This window comes from Microbacterium gilvum, from assembly GCF_039543865.1.
Lineage (GTDB): Bacteria > Actinomycetota > Actinomycetes > Actinomycetales > Microbacteriaceae > Microbacterium > Microbacterium gilvum.
The window spans coordinates 1-16,522 of record NZ_BAABKO010000006.1 but is presented as its reverse complement, the minus strand read 5'-3'; the positions used below and the strand labels follow the sequence as shown (position 1 = coordinate 16,522).

Sequence of the window (16,522 nt, the reverse complement as noted above, 5' to 3'; positions counted from 1 at the left end):
GCCCACACCCCGGGAGCCACGATGAAGTTCTTCCCCGCCGACGCCGTGCGCGTGACCGACGGCCCGTTCGCCTCGGCCATCCGCACCGACCTCGCGTACGTGCTGTCGCTCGATGCCGATCGGCTGCTCGCGCCGTTCCTGCGTGAGGCCGGGCTCGCGCCCGACGCCCCGCCCTACGGCAACTGGGAGGACTCGGGCCTCGACGGCCACACGGGCGGGCACTGGCTGTCGGCGCTTGCGCACCTGCACGCCGCGACAGGGGATCCCGAGCCGCTGCAGCGACTGACGGCGGCGCTCGATGTGCTCGAGCGCGCGCAGGACGCGGTCGGCACGGGATGGCTCGGCGGCGTGCCGGGCGGCGCGTCGCTCTTCGAGGCGCTCGCCGACGGCGGGGTCGCGGCCGCGCGCTCGCTCGGATCGAGCACGCACTGGGTGCCCTGGTACAACCTGCACAAGACGTTCCAGGGGCTCGTCGATGCGCATGTCGTCGCGGGCGACGCGCGGGCGCTGCGGATGGCCGTGCGGCTCGCCGACTGGTGGCTCGCGATCTCGTGGCGGATGGACGACGACGCCGTCGAGGCCATGCTCGACACCGAGTTCGGCGGCATGAACGAGGTCTTCGCGGAGCTCGCGGCGCTCACGGGCAGGGACGATCTCGCCGCCGAGGCGCTGCGGTTCGCGCACCGCGCCATCCTCGATCCCCTGCGCGAGGGCCGCGACGACCTCACGGGGCGCCACGCGAACACGCAGATCCCGAAGGCCGTCGGCTATGCGGCGACGGGCGACGCCGAGCAGATCGCCGCCGCCGACGTCTTCTGGCGCACGGTCGTGGAGAGGCGCAGCGTCGCGATCGGCGGCAACAGCGTGCGCGAGCACTTCCACGACCCCGCCGACTTCGCTCCGATGATCGAGGATCGCGAGGGCCCCGAGACGTGCAACACGTACAACATGCTCAAGCTCACGCGCGAGCTCGCCGAGGCGCGGCCACGACCCGAGCTGCTCGACTACGCAGAGCGCGCGCTGTTCAACCACGTGCTGTCGGCGCAGCATCCGGACGGCGGCTTCGTCTACTTCACCTCGATGCGGCCGCGGCACTACCGCGTGTACTCGCAGCCGCAGGAGGGGTTCTGGTGCTGCGTCGGGACGGGCATGGAGATGCAGGCGCGCTACGGGGAGTGGATCTTCGGCGTCGAGGGCGGCGCGCTCGCCGTCAACCTCTTCGTGCCGGCCGAGCTCGACGCCAACGCGTTCGGGGTGCGGCTGCGGATGACGACGGCGTTCCCCGCGGACGGCCGGGTGTCGATCGCCGTCGCGGCCGAGGCGCCGCGCTCGTTCGCGCTGCGGCTGCGGGTGCCGTCGTGGGCGGGGGCGCTCGAAGACCTCCGCGTGAACGGCGAGCCGGCCGGGGCCGCGGCCGTCGACGGCGCCGTGATCGTCGAGCGCACATGGGCGGATGGCGACGAGCTGTCGTTCGGCGTGCCGATCGCGGTGCGCGCCGAGCGGCTGCCCGACGGCTCGCCATGGCAGGCGCATCTCGCGGGGCCGCTCGTGCTGGCCGCGCGAGACGACTCGGGCGAGCTCGCCGGCCTGCGCGCCGACGGCAGCCGGATGGGGCACATCGCGGCCGGGCCGCTGCGGCCATTCGCCGATCTGCCCCTCGTGGCAGATGGCGCGGGCGGCGTCTCGGCCGACGGTCCGCTGCGCTGGCGGCTCGCGACGTCGGGCGGCGAGGTGGAGCTCGAGCCGTTCGCGGGCATCCACGACAGCCGGTACACGATCTACTGGCCCGTCGACGGACCGGGGCGGCGCGAGGCGCTCGTCGCGCAGGACGCGCATCTCGCGCTCGATGCGGCCACGGTCGACGTCGTCGCGTTCGGCGAGCAGCAGCCCGAGTCGGATCACGCGTTCGCGGGCGACGACTCGACGGTCTGGAGCGACGGCGACGCGCGCGGCCGCACGCTCGGCTCCGGGGTGACGGTCGTGCTGAACGACCCCGCGTGGCATTCGCGGAAGCTGCGGATCGCCGTGCGGTCGGGCGGCGACGCGGCCATCGCCATCCGTCTCGGCGACGCGCTCGTCGCGGAGGCCGACGTCGCCCCCGGGGTGGGGGCGCTCGAGTTCGTCATCGCCCCGCCCGCCGCGGGCGCGCGTCTCTCGCTGGCCCCTGTGCCGGGGCGTCCCGCGCCGGTCGTGACCGAAGCGCGCCTGCTGCGCTGACTCGCTCCGCTCGCGGGGCGACCAGGAGGCCGCTCGCTCAGCGCGAGAGCGCAGCCTGCTCCCCCAGCCGCCGCAGCAGGGGCACGAGCTGCGCGACGGCGACGGCCGGGTGCTCGGGGTGCCACTGCACGCCGGTGATCGGCGCCGACTCGTGGACGACCGCCTCGACGATCCCGTCGGACGCCCGCGCGACCACGCGCAGGCCGTCGCCGACGCGGCCGATCGACTGATGGTGCGTGCACAGCACCTCGCCCGCCGCGACGCCGGCGAGCGGGCCCTCGTGCGCGAGCTCCGTCGTGACGTAGGGGTCGGCACCCGGAGCGCCGCGGTGGCCGTCGTGGTCCTGCACGAGCGTGCCGCCGAACGCGACGTTGAGCACCTGCGCACCCCGGCAGATGCCCAGCAGGGGCGTGCCGGTGCGCAGCGCGTCGCGCACGATCGCGATGTGCGCCTCATCCGACGCCGGCTCGTGATGCCCCGACCCGGGGTAGTCGACGGCGCCGCCGTATCGCGCGGGGTCGACGTCCTCGCCGCCGAGCAGCACGATCGCGTCGGCGGCGCGCACCGCGTCGAGCACATCGTCCAGCGGTCGCTCGGACGCGGCGATGAGATCGGCGTCCCCTCCGAGCGCGTCGACGGCGGCGAGCGCGCCCGCGTTGAGGGCGTCGAGGTCGGCCTGGAAGCCCGGCGCGTGCGGCCGGGAGGTGCGCAGGTGGACGAGGGCGATGCGGAGGCTCACGCGTCCATCATCGCGCGGCCGCTCACGCCTCGAGCGCGATGCTCCACGCGGGCTCGGCGGGGCGCTGCCCGGGGAGCGCATCGGCGAGCGCATCGGCGAGATCAAGCAGATGTCGCGGTCGAGCAGATAACGACACGTCAAGCGAGATGGCTGGACACGGGAACGAGTGAGTTGGAACCGCTCCACAATCGTCAGCCGTGGCCCCCAAAATACCGACAGCGATGCCAGCCCGCGCACGATAACCTCGGCGAGCAGGCGGCCACGGGACACTAATCGCCACTATCGCCAACAAGCTGAAGAACGACGTCGCGGGGACGGGATTCGGCTGGACGGTCAGCCTCAACTATCCAGCGACAGCCTCGCTGAATCCGGTGGATACAAGTAAGGCATACACGACGAGCAGGGACACTGGCGTCTCGAGACTGGTGGCGGAGCTGGAGTCGTACCTTAATTGTCAGCAGCGCCCTATGGTATTCCTCGGCGGGTACTCACAAGGCGCAGATGTGATCGCACGAGCGCTGCCGAAGCTGACATCGTCTGCTCGATCTCTCATCAAGGGAGTCGTCCTCTTCGGGGATCCAGGATACCTCCCGAATAGAGCAATCAACGCTCCGGGGCTTAACCCAGCGAATCACGGGTATTTCCCATGGTCAACTACTGCCGCAAACCTACTCGACAATCTCAAAACCCAAGGCTGGAATGCAGACACCAATAAGTCCGGCTGGAGACAGACGGTCCGCTCATACTGCCGAAAAGGCGACGCGGTGTGCCAGAACGTGGTCGTCTCAGGATGGGATATACACGAGAACTACACGGCGTACATCGCCCCCGCGCACGCTTATCTGCGCAATTTTCTTCTTCAAGGTTAAGTGAGGAGAACGCCTGGCGACTATGATGGATCAGATGGACGACGACGATTTTGGCGTGCGGAGCCCAGACCCCAGCTCCGGTTCCGCAACACCGTGGATCCTCACAGTGATCGTCACTGTCTGTCTACCGTTCACCTTGGTCACGATGGCGTTCCAAAACGTGGGAAACGCGTCCGGAGCAGGCCGCGACCTCGCGATCATGATGGCGACCATAGGCGGTTTCGGTTCTCTGGGATTCTGGGCGCTACTGGCGTATGCGGCTCGCCGCCGACATGGGGCGGTCCGCACTATCGGATGGCTCGCGTTTTCGGCATTGGTCACGGTCGGGGTGGTCTGCGCGCTCATCGCGATGTGATCAACTCCACGAACACCACGCTCCCGGGCATTGCGCGACATCGCGCGGCCGCTCACGCCTCGAGCGCGATGCTCCACGCGGGCTCGGCGGGACGCTGCGCCGCGAGCGCATCGGCGAGCGCCGTGCGGAACGCGCGAACGGCGGGATGGCCCGCGCGGCCCGACCGCACGGCCGTGTAGAGCATCCGGTGCGGGCCGCCCGGCAGGCTCGCGAGCGGGAGCCCGTCGAGGTGCGGCGAGGCGAGCAGGGCGGGGATGAATGCGACGGCGTGGCCCGTGCGGACGAGGTGCGCGTGCAGGAGCGGGTCGGGGCTCTCGAAGCGCACGCGCGGCTCGAACCCGGCGCGCCGGCAGACCGAGCGTCCCCACAGCCCCGTCGGCGTGTCGTCGGGGTCGAGCGCCCACGGCGTTTCCGCGAGGTCGCGGAGGCGGCGCGGGCGGGTGCCGATCACCCCGCCGGGAGGGATGACGAGGCACAGCGGGTCGGCGAGCAGGTCGGCGCGGTCGACGCCGTCGAGCACCCGCTCGGGGATGCCGGGGTACTCCTCGCCGAGGATCAGGTCGAACTCGTGCGACAGCAGCCCGTCGTAGGCGGGCCCGTGATCGCGCTGGGTGATGTCGACGGAGAGCTCGGGATGACGGTCGGCGAGGAGGTCGAGTGCCGCGGGGGCGAGGGCCAGCACGACGCTCTGGAAGGACGCGACATGCAGGCGTCCGCGCAGCACGCGCTGTCCCGCGGCGAGCTCCGCCTCCGCTTCCTCGAGCCGTGCGAACGCGGCCTCCGCATGCGCGACGAGGGCACGGGCATCCCCTGTCAGGCGCACCGTGCGCCCCGTGCGCTCGAGGAGTGCCACACCGGTCTCGCGCTCGAGCTGGGCGAGCTGCTGCGAGACCGCCGACGGCGTGAAAGCGAGGGCCCTGGCCGTCTCGACGATCGTGCCGCGCCGACCCAGTTCGCTGAGCAGGCGCAGGCGCGGCACATTGAGCATCAGTTCTCCTTATGTGTTCCCGTCAGAAAGCCTTGCTGGATTGACGATACGCCGCGGGCGAGACTGGTGTCATGACGTCCGCGACCCGTGCCCGCTCCGGCGTGGGCGGCTCCGTCGCCCTCATCATCGGCTCGTGCGTCTCGCTGCAGTTCGGGGCGGCGCTCGCCGTCCAGCTGTTCCCCGCGCTCGGCTCGTGGGGCGTCACGGCCCTGCGACTCACGATCGCGGCGCTCATCCTCGTCGTGGCGGTGCGCCCGCGGCTCGGCGGGTGGACGCGGACGCAGTGGCTCGCCGTCGTCGGGTTCGGTCTCGCGCTGGGCGCCATGAACGGGTTCTTCTACGCGGCGCTCGAGCGCATCCCGCTCGGCACGGCGGTCGCCATCGAGTTCCTCGGTCCGCTCGTGCTGGCGGCCTGTCTCACACGACGTGGCTCCGATGTCGCCTGGGTCGGCGTCGCGCTCGCCGGGATGGCCCTGCTCGGCATCGACAGCGCCGTCGGCGCCGAGGCGCTCGACCCCCTCGGCGTCGTCTTCGCGCTCGTCGCGGCGGCGTTCTGGGCCCTCTACATCCGCACCAGCGCCCGCGTCGGCCGGCTCGTGCCGGGGCTCGGCGGGCTCGCCATGGCGCTCGTCGTCGCCTCGGTCGCGCTGCTGCCGTTCGGCGTCCCCGCCGTCGCCGGGGTGGCGCTCGACCCCGGTCTCCTCGCTCTCGCGATCGGGACGGCCGTGCTCGCGTCCGTCGTGCCGTACGTCCTCGAGCTGCTCGCGCTGCGCCGGCTGCCGCAGCGCGTGTTCGGCGTGCTGCTGAGCCTCGAGCCCGTGATCGCCGCGCTCGCGGGATGGCTGCTGCTGGCTCAGGCGATGAGCCCGTTGCGGATCGCCGCCGTGGCGCTCGTCGTCGCGGCGAGCGTCGGCACGGCGCTCGCCGCGCGGCGCACGACGGAGGCTCCCGCGCTGACGGGGGCCATCCCGGTCATCCCCGACTGACGCGAGGCGCGTGCCTGGGCGACGGGGCGACGATACCTAGCGAGCCCGCAGCGTGAGGATCTGATCCGACGTCCCCACAGGACCGCGGCGGTCGTGCAGCACCGTGTGCGTGAGGCCGGTGCCCGTGCGGCCGAAGCCGACGACCGTGTCGCATCCGATCCATTCGCCGACCGGGTCGTCGATGAGGTGCACCGTGACGTCGAGGTTCGGGAAGGCGAGCTCCTGCGGGTGAGCGCGCGGCGTCACGCCGTTGGCGACGTCGATCACGCCGATGAGCCGCGCCGTGTCGCTCACCTCCTCGTCCGCCACGAGCGCGAGCCGCGGCCGCAGCCAGAAGCGCGAGCGCCCCGGCGCGATGTGCTCGCGCCGCACGTCGACCGTGCGCACGAACTCTCCCGCCCAGATCGACGACGGCTCCCACGCCTCGAGTCCCTCCAGCGGAGGCAGCGGGAGGTGGTCGGCTCCCGCGATCGCCGATGTGTCGCTCGTCTGCATGAGCCACGCGCGCAGCACGATCGCGGTGCGCCCGCCGTGCGCGAGGGTCGCCTCGACGAGCTCGATCGTTCGGCCGGGGCGGATGGTCGTGACAGCGATCTCGACGTCGCCGATCGCGTACGGGCCGAGGATGTCGAAGCTCAGCCGCGCGAGTCGCGCACCGCCGGATCCGCGGCGCGCGAGCTCGCGCTCGACCGCGTGAACGAGCAGTCCGAGCGACGGCGCGACGTGCTGCTCTGCGGGGTTCCAGCCGCCTCCGACCGCCGGGGTCGCCCGATAGCGGTGCGCGTCGAGGCGCTCGAAGTAGGCCGTCACGCGTCGAGGAAGGTCGTCGGGTCGAACTCCTCGATCGGCACGACGCGCATGCGCGGCAGCCGCGCGTCGAAGACGGCGGCGTCGAACTCCAGGTCGAACTTCTCCAGCCCCGGAACGGAGGCGTAGCCGGCGTTGCGGAACTCGGAGAACGAGACGATGCCGACGCGACGGCCGTCCGTCGTGAGCGCGCTCAGGTCCTCGAGGAAGTCGCCGTCGTGGCTCACGAGCATGACGGCGGCCTCGCGTGCGGCGAGGGCGCGCAGGGTGCGCTGGATGGCGATGTCGACGACCTTGTCGTCGGGCCCGCCCGAGAGCAGCACGACCTCGTAGTCCATCGCCTTGAGCGCCTGCACGAAGCTCTGCGGCAGCACGGTCGTGGCGTTGATGAAGAAGACGCCGCGCGCCGTCTTGTTCCATTGCCGCGCGGCGAACGAGATGAGGCGGTCCCAGCGCGGGCGCTCCTCGGGGAGGGGCCGGCGGCCGATGATCGACGTGCCGAGCGTCGCGTCGATGTTCTCTCCGTCGACGAGGACCCACGTCACGTCCGCGCTCATGCGCACCTCCATCCGGCGGCGTCCCGAGCGGACGGCCCCGGCTCGATCCTAGGGCGGCTCAGCCGCAGAGCGCGTCGACCGAGCTCTTGGCCTGCTCGACGGCCTCGATCGTCTCGGGCGCGCGGAGGTCGCTCGTCTGCGCCAGCTGCTCGGCGTTCGCGCGGACGAGGTCGCCCACCTGGCCGCCGAGGTCGTCGGCGAGCCCCTCGAGCGTGGCGACGAGGTCGTCGCGCCCCGCGGAGAGCTGCTCCTCGGTCGTCGCACCCTGCTCGAGGAGCGCCTGGTACTGCGCGTACGCATCGTCGGCCGTGGCGCACAGCTCCGCGACGGGGATGCCCAGGGCCTCGCCCGCGGCCTGGGTCGCCTGCGCGCAGCCCGCGAGCGAGGATGCGGCGAGGAGGGCGAGGACGACGGCGAGGGCGGGACGACGCATGCTGCGAGCGTAGCCATGGCGCCTGGGGAAGCGGCCCGACATCTCCCGGAAACGCAGATGCGGAACTATTGTCATTGACGAGCCGCATACGCGTTGGGAGTCGCCATGTCCGTCATCCGCATCCGCGACGCCGCGCGCTTCCTCGGCGTCAGCGACGACACCGTCCGCCGCTGGGTCGACGGCGGCACGTTGACCGCGCGCGCGGACGCGGCGGGACGCAAGGCGGTCGACGGGCTGGAGCTCGCCGAGCTCGCCCGCAGACAGGCCGAGCTCCCCGAGGACCCGACGACGGGCGCCACCTCGGCGCGCAACCGCTTCGTCGGACTCGTCACCGCCGTGACGAGCGACACCGTCATGAGCCAGGTCGAGATGCAGTGCGGCCCGCACCGCGTCGTCTCGCTCATGAGCACGGAGGCCGTCCGCGAGCTCGGGTTGGCCCCGGGCTCCGTCGCGGTCGCCGTGGTGAAGGCGACGACCGTGCTCGTCGAGACCCCCTGACCGCCCTCCCCGATTCGGAGTCCCATGCGCCGCGCCATCCTCGCCCCCGCCGCCCTGCTCGCCGCCCTCGTCGCGACCGGATGCGCGGGCGCCCCCGCCGCGGCCCCGTCGACGGCGGCCGAGCGCGAGCTGCAGGTGTTCGCCGCAGCATCGCTGACCGGCACGTTCACGGAGCTGGCGGAGGCCTTCGAGGCGGATCACCCCGGTGTGACGGTGCAGCTGAACTTCGACGGGTCGTCGGGGCTCGCGACGCAGATCGTCGAGGGCGCGCCCGCCGGCGTCTTCGCCGCGGCGAACACGACCACCATGGAGCAGGTGGTCGACGCGGGGCTCACGGCCGGCGGTCCGGAGCTGTTCGCCCGCAACGTGCTCGAGATCGCCGTCCCCGCCGGCAACCCGGCCGGCATCGAGGGCTTCGCCGACCTCGCCTCCCCCGACGTCGTGCTCGTCGTGTGCGCCGTGGAGGTGCCGTGCGGCGCCGCCACCGCCGCCGTCGAGGAGGCGACGGGCGTCGTCCTCGCTCCCGTGAGCGAGGAGAACGCCGTGACCGATGTGCTCGGCAAGGTGACGTCGGGCGAGGCGGATGCCGGGCTCGTCTACGCGACCGACGTGCGCAGCGCCGGCGACGCCGCCGAGGGCATCCCCTTCGACGAGGCGGAGGAGGCGCTGAACGACTACCCGATCACGGCGCTCGCGGGCGCGGCCGACCCCGCGCTCGCGCAGGAGTTCGTCGACTTCGTGCTCGGCGACGAGGCGCAGGGAGTGCTGGCGGACGCCGGCTTCCTGTCGGCGGAGTAGGTCCATGGCCGTGCGCGCCGATCGCACCCGCGCCATGGTGACGACCGATCTGCCCCGATGGCTGTGGATCCCGGCCGCCGCGGGGTTCGCGTTCCTCCTCATCCCGCTCGCGGCGCTCGTCGCCCGGGCCGACTGGGGCGGGTTCTGGGGGCTGCTCACGAGCGAGGCCGCGCTCGACGCGCTCGGACTCAGCGTGCGGACGGCGCTCGTGTCGACGGCGTTGTGCCTCGTCATCGGCATCCCGCTCGCGACCGTCTTCGCACGGGCGCGCTTCCCCGGTCTGCAGGTCGTGCGCGCGCTCGTGCTCGTGCCGCTCGTGCTGCCGCCCGTCGTGGGCGGCATCGCGCTGCTGTACGCGTTCGGACGGCGCGGACTCGTCGGCCAGGCGCTCACGCCGTTCGGCGTGCAGATCCCGTTCACCGAGGTCGCCGTCGTCATGGCGCAGACGTTCGTCGCGCTGCCCTTCCTCGTCATGAGCGTCGAGGGGGCGCTGCGGTCGGCGGGCACGCGCTACGGCGCCGTCGCCGCGACGCTCGGCGCGTCGCCGGTGCGGGTGCTGTGGCGCGTGACGCTCCCGCTCATCGCCCCCGGGATCCTGTCGGGCGCCATCCTGTCGTTCTCGCGCGCGCTCGGCGAGTTCGGAGCGACGCTCGCCTTCGCCGGCAGCCTGCAGGGTGTGACCCGCACCCTGCCGCTGCAGGTGTACCTCGTGCGCGAGAGCGACAGCGCGTCGGCCGTCGCGCTCTCGCTCGTGCTCATCGTGCTCGCCGTCGCGGGCGTCGTGCTCGCGTACCGCCCGCGGCGGGTGGCGACGTGACGTCGGCGGATGGCGGTGGCGCCTTCCTCGGGATCCGGGCGCGGGTGGATGCGCGGGGGGTCGATGTCGATCTCCGCGTCGCACACGGCGAGACGGTCGCGGTGGTCGGCCCGAACGGGGCGGGCAAGTCGACGCTGCTCGCCGTGGCGGCGGGGCTCCTCCGCCCCGACGCCGGGACGGTCGAGCTCGACGGCGTCGAGCTCGCCGGCCCGCGAAGGTGGGTGCCGCCGCATCGTCGGGGCATCGTGCTCATGGCGCAGCAGACGCTGCTCTTCCCGCATCTCTCGGTGCGCGACAACGTCGCGTTCGCCCCGCGGGCATCCGGCCTGTCGCGTGCCGCGGCTCGCGATGCGGCCGAGCGCTGGCTCGTCGAGACGGGGGTGCGGGCGCTTGCGGAGCGCCGCGCCTCCGATCTCTCGGGCGGCCAGGCGCAGCGCGTCGCCCTCGCCCGCGCGCTCGCCGCGGAGCCGGCCGTGCTCCTCCTCGACGAGCCGATGGCGGCGCTCGACGTCGACGCGGCCCCCGAGCTGCGCGCGCTGCTCGCGCGTGCGCTCGGGGGCCGCACAGCCGTGCTCGTGAGCCACGACCCCGACGACGTCGCCGCGCTCGCCGATCGGTCGGTGCGGATGGCCGCCGGCCGGGTCGCGGGCTGAGGCGGGTCAGGGCACGCGGTGCCCTGCAGCGCGGACGAGCTCGTACCACTCGGCGCGCGAGAGCTCGACGTCGGCGCCCGCCGCGGCGGCCGCGACGCGCGCGGGCGTCGTCGTGCCGAGGACGACCTGCATCCCGGCGGGGTGCCGTGTGATCCACGCCGTCGCGATGGCGATCGGCTCGACGCCGTACTGCGCGGCGAGGCGGTCGATGACGGCATTGAGCTCGGGGAACTCGGGGGATCCGAGGAACACGCCCGTGAAGAAACCGGACTGGAACGGCGACCACGCCTGGATGGTCATGCCGTTGAGGCGGCTGTACTCGACGATGCCACCGCCGTCGAGCACGGCCGACTGCTCGAGACCCTGCATGTTCGCGGCGATGCCCTGCGTGATGATCGGCGCGTGGGTGATCGACAGCTGCAGCTGGTTTGCGACGAGCGGCTGGCGCACGGCGGTCTTGAGCAGGTCGATCTGACGCGGGGTGTGGTTCGAGACGCCGAAGGCGCGCACCTTGCCAGCGGTCTCGAGCTCGTCGAACGCTCGGGCGACCTCGTCGGGCTCGACGAGCGCGTCGGGGCGGTGCAGGAGGAGCACGTCGATGTAGTCGGTGTCGAGCGCGCGGAGCGAGCCCTCGACCGATTCGACGATGTGGGCGTAGGAGAAGTCGAAGTGGGGGCCGTCCGCGCCTGGCACGATGCCGCACTTCGTCTGGATGGTGAGCTCCGCGCGCTCCGACGGCGTGAGGCGCAGGGCCTCGGCGAAGCGCTGCTCGCAGCGGTGCAGCTCGCCGCCGTAGATGTCGGCGTGGTCGAAGAAGTCGATGCCCGCGCCGCGGGCGGTGTCGACGAGCTCGCGGATCTCGGCGTCGCTCTTGTCGGCGATGCGCATGAGGCCTGCGACGACGGCAGGAGCCTGGAGGGTGCCCAGGGCGACGGTCTTCATGGTGTCCTCTCCGGCCGGCGGCGTCGCCGGCGCGCTCCTACGATAGGGAGCGCGCCGGCAGAAATCCAACAACTGGCGCTCATGAGCTTCAGAAGCGGGAGTGGTGAATGGATCTGCGGCAGATGGAGTACCTCGTCGCCCTCGCGGACGAGCGGCAGTTCACGCGCGCGGCGGCCGTGTGCGGCATCTCCCAGTCGGGACTGTCGGCCGCCATCCGCGGACTGGAGGAGGAGCTCGGCACCGCGCTCTTCACGCGGTCGACACGCAGCGTGGAGGCGACGGCGTCCGGGCGGGCGCTCCTCCCCCACGCGCGGACGATGCTGGCGCAGGCGGCGTCGGCGCGCGACGCCGTGACGCGCGCGAGCGCGGAGCTCACCGGGAGGTTGCGGATCGGCACGGAGCAGTGCCTGGGCGTGGTCGACGTGCACGGTCTGCTCGAGCAGGTGCATCGGCGCCATCCGCTCGTCGACCTCGAGTTCACGCAGGCGGGCTCGCACGAGCTCGTGACGCGCACGCGCGACGACGAGCTCGATCTCGCCTTCGTCGCCGCGACGGAGCACGCGGGCGCACTGCACGCCGTCGAGCTGGGCAGGCTCCCGCTCGTGCTGCTCGCACCGCACGGCCATCCGCTCGCTCAGGGGCACGAGGTCGGATGGGGCGCGCTCGACGGCGCGGACTTCGTCGACTTCCCGGAGTCGTGGGCCATCCGATCGCTCAACGACGCGCTCTGCGGGGCGCGCGGCGTCGAGCGCAGCGTGCGGTGCGCCGTGAACGACGTGCACGCGCTCATCGACCTCGTGCGCCGGGGGCTGGGCGTCGCGATCGTGCCCGCGCACGTGGCGGCCAAGCCCGAGGCACGCGAGCTCGCGACGCTCGCGCTCCCCGTCGACGCGCCCGCGTGGGTCGTCTCGGTCGTGGCCCGGCGGCCATCCTCCCCCGCTACGGCGCTCGCACTCGAGATCATCCGATCGTCGCCATCGTGATGTGCGCGGTCCGCGTCGCGCGGACGATCCGAGGGGGCGGGCGCCCCGCCCCCTCGTGCCGTCAGGCCGCCTGGAGCGACTCGGCGAGTTCGCGGCCCGCCGTGCGCGCCGCGTCCTCGGCCGTCCGGCGGAGATCGGCGGCGACGTCGGCGAAGGCGTCGAGCGCCGGGTTCACGCCGACGAGCGTGAACGGGCGCTCGACGACGCGGAGGTCGAGGCCCCAGACATCCTCGAGGACGCGGCGGAGCCACGCGGTCGAGTGGTCCCATCCGTCCTTCGGGGTGCCGGGGGCGTAGTTGCCGCCGAGCACCGTGACGAGGGTGGCGGGCTTGCCCTGCAGCGCGGTGCCCTGCGGGTCGATGCGCGGGTCGGTGTAGGCCACGTCGAACCACGTCTTGAAGTGCTGCGAGACGCCGTAGTTGTAGAGCGGCACAGTGAAGAGGAGGGCGTCGGCGTCGACGAGCTCGTCGGCGAACGTCGCGGCAAGGGCCTGCGCGGCTCGGTGGCCGTCGGTGCGGTCGCCCTCGGGCACGAAGCCCGCCGTGACGGCGTTCTGCCACGTGGTCGCGGGGACGGGCTCTGCGGCGAGGTCGCGGCGCACGATGGCATCGGCGGGATGGACGGCGGTCCACTCGGCCTCGACGAGGTCGCCGAGCGCGCGGCTGGCGGAGGTCGCGGGGAGGATGCTCGCATCCAGGCGGAAGAGGGTCATGGGTCTCCTGTCAGGTTCGATGAGTCACTCTGAAAAAGAGAGCGGCTATCGGGACAGTAGCACAGGTAGGATGGGGTCGTGGCGGAGATCGAGCATGGCGGACCGGCGTGCGACGCCGCGATCTCGCTCGCGTTCTCGGTGCTCGGCAAGCGATGGAACGGGATGATCATCGACGCTCTGAGCGGCGGGGCGCTGTCGTTCGTGGCGCTGCGCCGCGCGGTGACGGGGATCAGCGACGCGGTGCTGTCCGACCGCCTGTCGGAGCTCGCGGGGGTCGACCTGGTGTCGCGCGAGGTGCACGCGGGGCCGCCCGTCTCGGTGGACTACGCGCTGACGCCGGCCGGAGAGGCGCTCGTTCCGGTGCTCGCGCAGCTCGGCACGTGGGCGTCGGAGAATCTGCGCGTCGTGCGCTGACGGTTCACGGCCGCGGCGATCGTCAGGCGCCGCGGCGGGTCACGGCCCTCACGGTCGCGGTCTGCGGTGCGAGGTCGGCCCAGTGGTCGACGGGTGCGTCGAGGACGGCGAGGGTCGCGGTCGGGAAGTCGAGGGGCACCAGGGCACGCTGGCCGGGCGCGGCGAGGGTGTCGACGAGATCGTGGATGCCCGGGTTGTGGCCGACGAGGAGGAGGATGCGGGCCGAGCCGCCGTTCTCGCGGACGACCTGGAGCAGGCGACGCGATGAGGCGAGGTAGACGTCGTCGACGATGGACGGCTCCGGCGCGGCAGGCCACACGGCACTCGCGAGGCTCCAGGTCTCGCGGGTCCGGCGGGCGGGGGAGACGAGCGCGGCATCCGGCGTGAGCGCGCGGGCGAGGATCGCTTCTCCGACGACTCGCGCGTCGCGTTCGCCGCGGGCGGCGAGCGGCCGGTCGGCGTCGTCGACGCCCTGCGGCCAGTCGGACTTCGCGTGTCGGAGCAGGAGGAGCCGCAGCATCACCCTTGCGTACCATCCGGGGAGCATCGCGGCAAGGGTGTCGCGAGGTGGCGCGGGGCGCCCTAGGTTCTGTGGGGTGCGATGGCACGCGTCCGCGACGGAGCGGCGCAGGATCGCGCACCGCAGCATCGAGGAGACACCCCATGACCATCGCCGACGACGTCACGCACACCACCTGGAGCCGGGTTCAGTCGGGTCTGCACGTCGGGAACCGCGACGGAGAGTTCCTCGGGTTCGTGGAGAAGGGGCCGGATGGCCGCTTCGTCGCGTTCGACGGGCACGCCGAGCCGGTCGGCACGTTCACGCGGCTGGAGGAGGCGGAGGGCGCGGTCGAGCACGGGTGAGCGGCTCAGCTCGCCGAGCGGGATCATCCCGCCGTACGGGTGAGCCGGCGTCAGCCCGCTGCGCGGGCGGCCCGGTTCGCCGCTCGGACGGTCGGGACGGCGCTGAGGAGGACCGCACCGTACCCGCCGAGCACGACCGCGAGCGCGGCGAGGTCGGACAGCCGGTCGCCGAACGCGATGAGGAGGACGACGCCGACGAGCACCGCTGTGCCGCAGCAGGCGAGGGTGCCGATCATCCCCGGCACCGCCGCGCGGTGCCCGGCTTCCCATGCGGCGTCGGAGGCGAGGGTGTGCCTCGTGCGGATGCCGATGCGGCCGTTCCTCTCGAGGTCGCCCCGACGCGACGGGCCGATCAGCAATGCCATGACGACGCCGACGATCGCGAAGCCGAAGAGACCGGGGACGAGGCTCGTCATGCCCTCCAGTCAATCAGAGGCGGTCAGGGGTGACGGGGGCACCCTCGGCGTCGGTGCCCGTGTCGGGTCGCTCCCGGGGTCGAGGTCGTCGTCGGGTGGTCAGAATGCGCGCACGTCTCGGTCGTCCTGCCATGGCCGAGGGCCGGGGTCGGGGTGCCATCCGGGTGGGGCCTGGTCGGTGAGGCCGTTCTCCCATTCGTGTCGCCACTGGTCGTCGAGGTCGGCCTGGGTGACGGGCGCGTATTCCCACTCCGGTATGCGCGGGTCGGGTGGGTCGGGTGCATGCATCGCGGTGTGCGCGGTTTGCGGGGGCGGTTGCGTGGGGTAGTCGTGTCCGAGGGGGCTGGTCCAGACGATGACGCCGGGTTGGGGTTGTCGGATGCGCCAGGGGGTGTGGTGTCGGACCTGGTGGTGCGCCGTGCAGAGGGCGGAGAGGTTTCCGGCGCAGGTGGGGCCGCCTCGTTCCCATTCCCGGGTGTGGTCTTTCTCGCACCGTGACGCGGGCTGCGGGCAGCCGGGGACACGGCAGGTCCCGTCGCGCAGCTCGATCAGCCGCCGGATCGCCGCGGTCGGGGTGTAGTGGTCGACGGTGTGGAGGGCACCGGTGTCGGGGTCCTGGAAGAGGCGCTCCCATCCGGGGGCGTCTTGCGCGAAACGGCGGGCGACATCCGGGGGGAGGGGTCCGTATCCGGCGAGGAGGGCGGGGTGGTCGTCGAGGCCGGCGAGGGTGGTCGCGGCGATCGTGACCGCCACGGTGCCGCGGATCGCGGCGGCCTTCTCCGTCGACCCGTCGATCGTGTGGGTCGTGGGGGCGCCGGTGAGGAGGAGGTCGGTGGCGAGGTCCGCGCGGATCTGATCCCTCGTGCGGGCATCCCGCCCCCGCTCCACCGCGGCGGCGACCTGCTCCTCGGTGGGGCGGAGGGGGAGGGCGGGGTCGTGGGGGTACCAGGTGCCGTCGTGGAACACCTCGACGTGCTCCCGGATCATCGAGCATCCCGGGAGGGTGGACCGGACGGTCCGCCGGGCACCGTTGCGCGGGCCATCCGCGGGGCCAAGGGCGTCGGAGCTGCCGGTGCTGTCGGGGCCGTGGACGTTGGCGCCTGTCGTGGGGCGGGTGGCGTACCCGTTCGCGTCGACCGCGACACCGTCACCGTTGACCCGCATCCCGAACGCGTTCCGGCGGACAGGGCCGCCCGTTGCGGCCGTCGCGGCTCCACCGGCACCCGCAGCCCCTCCCGCACCCACAGCGGTACCGGCAGTGGCGCGCCGCTGCTCGTCCTGAGCCGTCCGCTTCTTCTCTTCGGCGGCGAGTCGCTTCTCTTCGGCGGCGATGGGTTTCGCGATCGCGGTGAGGCGGTCGTGGATGGCGGTGATCTTCGCGGCCTCATCGGTCAGGATGAACTCCGCCAGCCCGTCGTCGAGAGCCCGCACCCGGGTTCCTCTCCGGTCCAGGGCGCGCCGGTGCCGTTCGGGG

At 72.8% G+C, this 16,522-nt stretch carries 20 protein-coding genes and 1 pseudogene; 11 read left to right on the top strand and 10 right to left on the bottom strand.

The genetic code is table 11. From position 1 onward, the window contains the following. The first annotated feature begins 21 nt into the window (after positions 1-21). The gene (locus ABD998_RS15115) at positions 22-2,217 is read left to right on the top strand and encodes a beta-L-arabinofuranosidase domain-containing protein (RefSeq protein WP_345440915.1); all 2,196 of its coding nucleotides are present in this window, start codon (positions 22-24) and stop codon (positions 2,215-2,217) included. A gap of 37 nt (positions 2,218-2,254) precedes the next feature. On the opposite strand, the gene ABD998_RS15110 is transcribed toward ABD998_RS15115, so the two are convergent. Beyond that, positions 2,255-2,956, bottom strand: coding sequence for a gamma-glutamyl-gamma-aminobutyrate hydrolase family protein (locus ABD998_RS15110; RefSeq protein WP_345440912.1), 702 nt, complete (start codon positions 2,954-2,956; stop codon positions 2,255-2,257). Positions 2,957-3,225: 269 nt separating this feature from the next. Here ABD998_RS15110 and ABD998_RS17800 point away from each other — a divergent pair. Both ABD998_RS17800 and ABD998_RS15105 read left to right on the top strand, forming a co-directional pair. Continuing rightward, a pseudogene (locus tag ABD998_RS17800) lies at positions 3,226-3,825 on the top strand (cutinase family protein); the annotation flags it as partial. A gap of 34 nt (positions 3,826-3,859) precedes the next feature. Further along, entirely contained in the window at positions 3,860-4,180 is a 321-nt protein-coding gene (locus ABD998_RS15105; protein WP_345440909.1) for a hypothetical protein, read from the top strand. 52 nt (positions 4,181-4,232) lie between these two features. On the opposite strand, the gene ABD998_RS15100 is transcribed toward ABD998_RS15105, so the two are convergent. Further along, the gene (locus ABD998_RS15100; RefSeq protein ID WP_345440906.1) at positions 4,233-5,168 is read right to left on the bottom strand and encodes a LysR family transcriptional regulator; all 936 of its coding nucleotides are present in this window, start codon (positions 5,166-5,168) and stop codon (positions 4,233-4,235) included. 71 nt (positions 5,169-5,239) lie between these two features. Here ABD998_RS15100 and ABD998_RS15095 point away from each other — a divergent pair, with 71 nt between their 5' ends. Next, positions 5,240-6,154 (top strand): EamA family transporter, encoded by a 915-nt coding sequence (locus tag ABD998_RS15095; protein WP_345440903.1) that lies wholly within the window; start codon positions 5,240-5,242, stop codon positions 6,152-6,154. Positions 6,155-6,190: 36 nt separating this feature from the next. Here the strand turns inward: ABD998_RS15095 and ABD998_RS15090 are convergent, their stop codons facing one another. Genes ABD998_RS15090 through ABD998_RS15080 form a run of 3 tightly spaced genes read right to left on the bottom strand, consistent with a single transcriptional unit; the run spans position 6,191 to position 7,951 of the window. Beyond that, positions 6,191-6,964 (bottom strand): thioesterase family protein, encoded by a 774-nt coding sequence (locus tag ABD998_RS15090; protein WP_345440901.1) that lies wholly within the window; start codon positions 6,962-6,964, stop codon positions 6,191-6,193. Next, on the bottom strand, positions 6,961-7,518 hold the full coding sequence (locus ABD998_RS15085) for an NYN domain-containing protein (RefSeq protein ID WP_345440899.1): 558 nt from the start codon (positions 7,516-7,518) through the stop codon (positions 6,961-6,963). The genes ABD998_RS15090 and ABD998_RS15085 overlap by 4 nt, the downstream gene beginning before the upstream one ends. A gap of 58 nt (positions 7,519-7,576) precedes the next feature. Beyond that, positions 7,577-7,951 (bottom strand): hypothetical protein, encoded by a 375-nt coding sequence (locus ABD998_RS15080; RefSeq protein WP_345440897.1) that lies wholly within the window; start codon positions 7,949-7,951, stop codon positions 7,577-7,579. A gap of 105 nt (positions 7,952-8,056) precedes the next feature. On the opposite strand from ABD998_RS15080, the gene ABD998_RS15075 reads away from it, so the two are divergent. The 4 genes from ABD998_RS15075 to ABD998_RS15060 are packed head-to-tail and all read left to right on the top strand — an operon-like array spanning position 8,057 to position 10,717. Next, positions 8,057-8,449: a TOBE domain-containing protein gene (locus ABD998_RS15075; protein WP_345440895.1), complete on the top strand. Its 393-nt coding sequence runs from the start codon at positions 8,057-8,059 to the stop codon at positions 8,447-8,449. Positions 8,450-8,473: 24 nt separating this feature from the next. Then, positions 8,474-9,247, top strand: coding sequence for a molybdate ABC transporter substrate-binding protein (gene modA / locus ABD998_RS15070; RefSeq protein WP_345440893.1), 774 nt, complete (start codon positions 8,474-8,476; stop codon positions 9,245-9,247). A 4-nt stretch (positions 9,248-9,251) separates the two neighbouring features. Continuing rightward, entirely contained in the window at positions 9,252-10,064 is an 813-nt protein-coding gene (locus ABD998_RS15065) for an ABC transporter permease (protein ID WP_345440890.1), read from the top strand. Beyond that, complete coding sequence (locus tag ABD998_RS15060; protein WP_345440887.1) at positions 10,061-10,717, top strand: ATP-binding cassette domain-containing protein; 657 nt, start codon at positions 10,061-10,063, stop codon at positions 10,715-10,717. The genes ABD998_RS15065 and ABD998_RS15060 overlap by 4 nt, the downstream gene beginning before the upstream one ends. 6 nt (positions 10,718-10,723) lie before the next feature. Here the strand turns inward: ABD998_RS15060 and ABD998_RS15055 are convergent, their stop codons facing one another. After that, positions 10,724-11,659, bottom strand: a complete 936-nt coding sequence (locus ABD998_RS15055) for an aldo/keto reductase (protein ID WP_345440884.1) — start codon at positions 11,657-11,659, stop codon at positions 10,724-10,726. 107 nt (positions 11,660-11,766) lie between these two features. Here ABD998_RS15055 and ABD998_RS15050 point away from each other — a divergent pair, with 107 nt between their 5' ends. Next, a complete protein-coding gene (locus ABD998_RS15050) occupies positions 11,767-12,642 on the top strand; it encodes a LysR family transcriptional regulator (RefSeq protein ID WP_345440881.1) in 876 nt (291 codons plus the stop codon). A gap of 61 nt (positions 12,643-12,703) precedes the next feature. On the opposite strand, the gene ABD998_RS15045 is transcribed toward ABD998_RS15050, so the two are convergent. Next, entirely contained in the window at positions 12,704-13,354 is a 651-nt protein-coding gene (locus ABD998_RS15045; RefSeq protein ID WP_345440878.1) for an FMN-dependent NADH-azoreductase, read from the bottom strand. A 78-nt stretch (positions 13,355-13,432) separates the two neighbouring features. Here ABD998_RS15045 and ABD998_RS15040 point away from each other — a divergent pair, with 78 nt between their 5' ends. Further along, positions 13,433-13,768: a winged helix-turn-helix transcriptional regulator gene (locus tag ABD998_RS15040; protein ID WP_345440875.1), complete on the top strand. Its 336-nt coding sequence runs from the start codon at positions 13,433-13,435 to the stop codon at positions 13,766-13,768. Between the two features lie 22 nt (positions 13,769-13,790). On the opposite strand, the gene ABD998_RS15035 is transcribed toward ABD998_RS15040, so the two are convergent. After that, a complete protein-coding gene (locus tag ABD998_RS15035; RefSeq protein WP_345440872.1) occupies positions 13,791-14,288 on the bottom strand; it encodes a SixA phosphatase family protein in 498 nt (165 codons plus the stop codon). A gap of 143 nt (positions 14,289-14,431) precedes the next feature. Here ABD998_RS15035 and ABD998_RS15030 point away from each other — a divergent pair, with 143 nt between their 5' ends. Next, entirely contained in the window at positions 14,432-14,632 is a 201-nt protein-coding gene (locus tag ABD998_RS15030) for a hypothetical protein (RefSeq protein WP_345440869.1), read from the top strand. Positions 14,633-14,682: 50 nt separating this feature from the next. On the opposite strand, the gene ABD998_RS15025 is transcribed toward ABD998_RS15030, so the two are convergent. Further along, positions 14,683-15,048, bottom strand: a complete 366-nt coding sequence (locus tag ABD998_RS15025; protein ID WP_345440866.1) for an SdpI family protein — start codon at positions 15,046-15,048, stop codon at positions 14,683-14,685. A gap of 99 nt (positions 15,049-15,147) precedes the next feature. Next, positions 15,148-16,522: HNH endonuclease signature motif containing protein (locus tag ABD998_RS15020; protein ID WP_345440861.1), on the bottom strand; the 1,375-nt coding region annotated here is incomplete at its 5' end.

Excerpts from the sequence above, each read along its gene's own strand:
- ABD998_RS15115 (WP_345440915.1), top strand. The coding sequence starts at position 22 with ATGAAGTTCTTCCCCGCCGACGCCGTGCGCGTGACCGACGGCCCGTTC.
- ABD998_RS15105 (WP_345440909.1), top strand. The coding sequence starts at position 3,860 with ATGGACGACGACGATTTTGGCGTGCGGAGCCCAGACCCCAGCTCCGGT.
- ABD998_RS15100 (WP_345440906.1), bottom strand. The coding sequence starts at position 5,168 with ATGCTCAATGTGCCGCGCCTGCGCCTGCTCAGCGAACTGGGTCGGCGC.
- ABD998_RS15095 (WP_345440903.1), top strand. The coding sequence starts at position 5,240 with ATGACGTCCGCGACCCGTGCCCGCTCCGGCGTGGGCGGCTCCGTCGCC.
- ABD998_RS15085 (WP_345440899.1), bottom strand. The coding sequence starts at position 7,518 with ATGAGCGCGGACGTGACGTGGGTCCTCGTCGACGGAGAGAACATCGAC.
- ABD998_RS15080 (WP_345440897.1), bottom strand. The coding sequence starts at position 7,951 with ATGCGTCGTCCCGCCCTCGCCGTCGTCCTCGCCCTCCTCGCCGCATCC.
- ABD998_RS15075 (WP_345440895.1), top strand. The coding sequence starts at position 8,057 with ATGTCCGTCATCCGCATCCGCGACGCCGCGCGCTTCCTCGGCGTCAGC.
- modA (WP_345440893.1), top strand. The coding sequence starts at position 8,474 with ATGCGCCGCGCCATCCTCGCCCCCGCCGCCCTGCTCGCCGCCCTCGTC.
- ABD998_RS15065 (WP_345440890.1), top strand. The coding sequence starts at position 9,252 with ATGGCCGTGCGCGCCGATCGCACCCGCGCCATGGTGACGACCGATCTG.
- ABD998_RS15055 (WP_345440884.1), bottom strand. The coding sequence starts at position 11,659 with ATGAAGACCGTCGCCCTGGGCACCCTCCAGGCTCCTGCCGTCGTCGCA.
- ABD998_RS15050 (WP_345440881.1), top strand. The coding sequence starts at position 11,767 with ATGGATCTGCGGCAGATGGAGTACCTCGTCGCCCTCGCGGACGAGCGG.
- ABD998_RS15045 (WP_345440878.1), bottom strand. The coding sequence starts at position 13,354 with ATGACCCTCTTCCGCCTGGATGCGAGCATCCTCCCCGCGACCTCCGCC.
- ABD998_RS15035 (WP_345440872.1), bottom strand. The coding sequence starts at position 14,288 with ATGCTGCGGCTCCTCCTGCTCCGACACGCGAAGTCCGACTGGCCGCAG.
- ABD998_RS15030 (WP_345440869.1), top strand. The coding sequence starts at position 14,432 with ATGACCATCGCCGACGACGTCACGCACACCACCTGGAGCCGGGTTCAG.
- ABD998_RS15025 (WP_345440866.1), bottom strand. The coding sequence starts at position 15,048 with ATGACGAGCCTCGTCCCCGGTCTCTTCGGCTTCGCGATCGTCGGCGTC.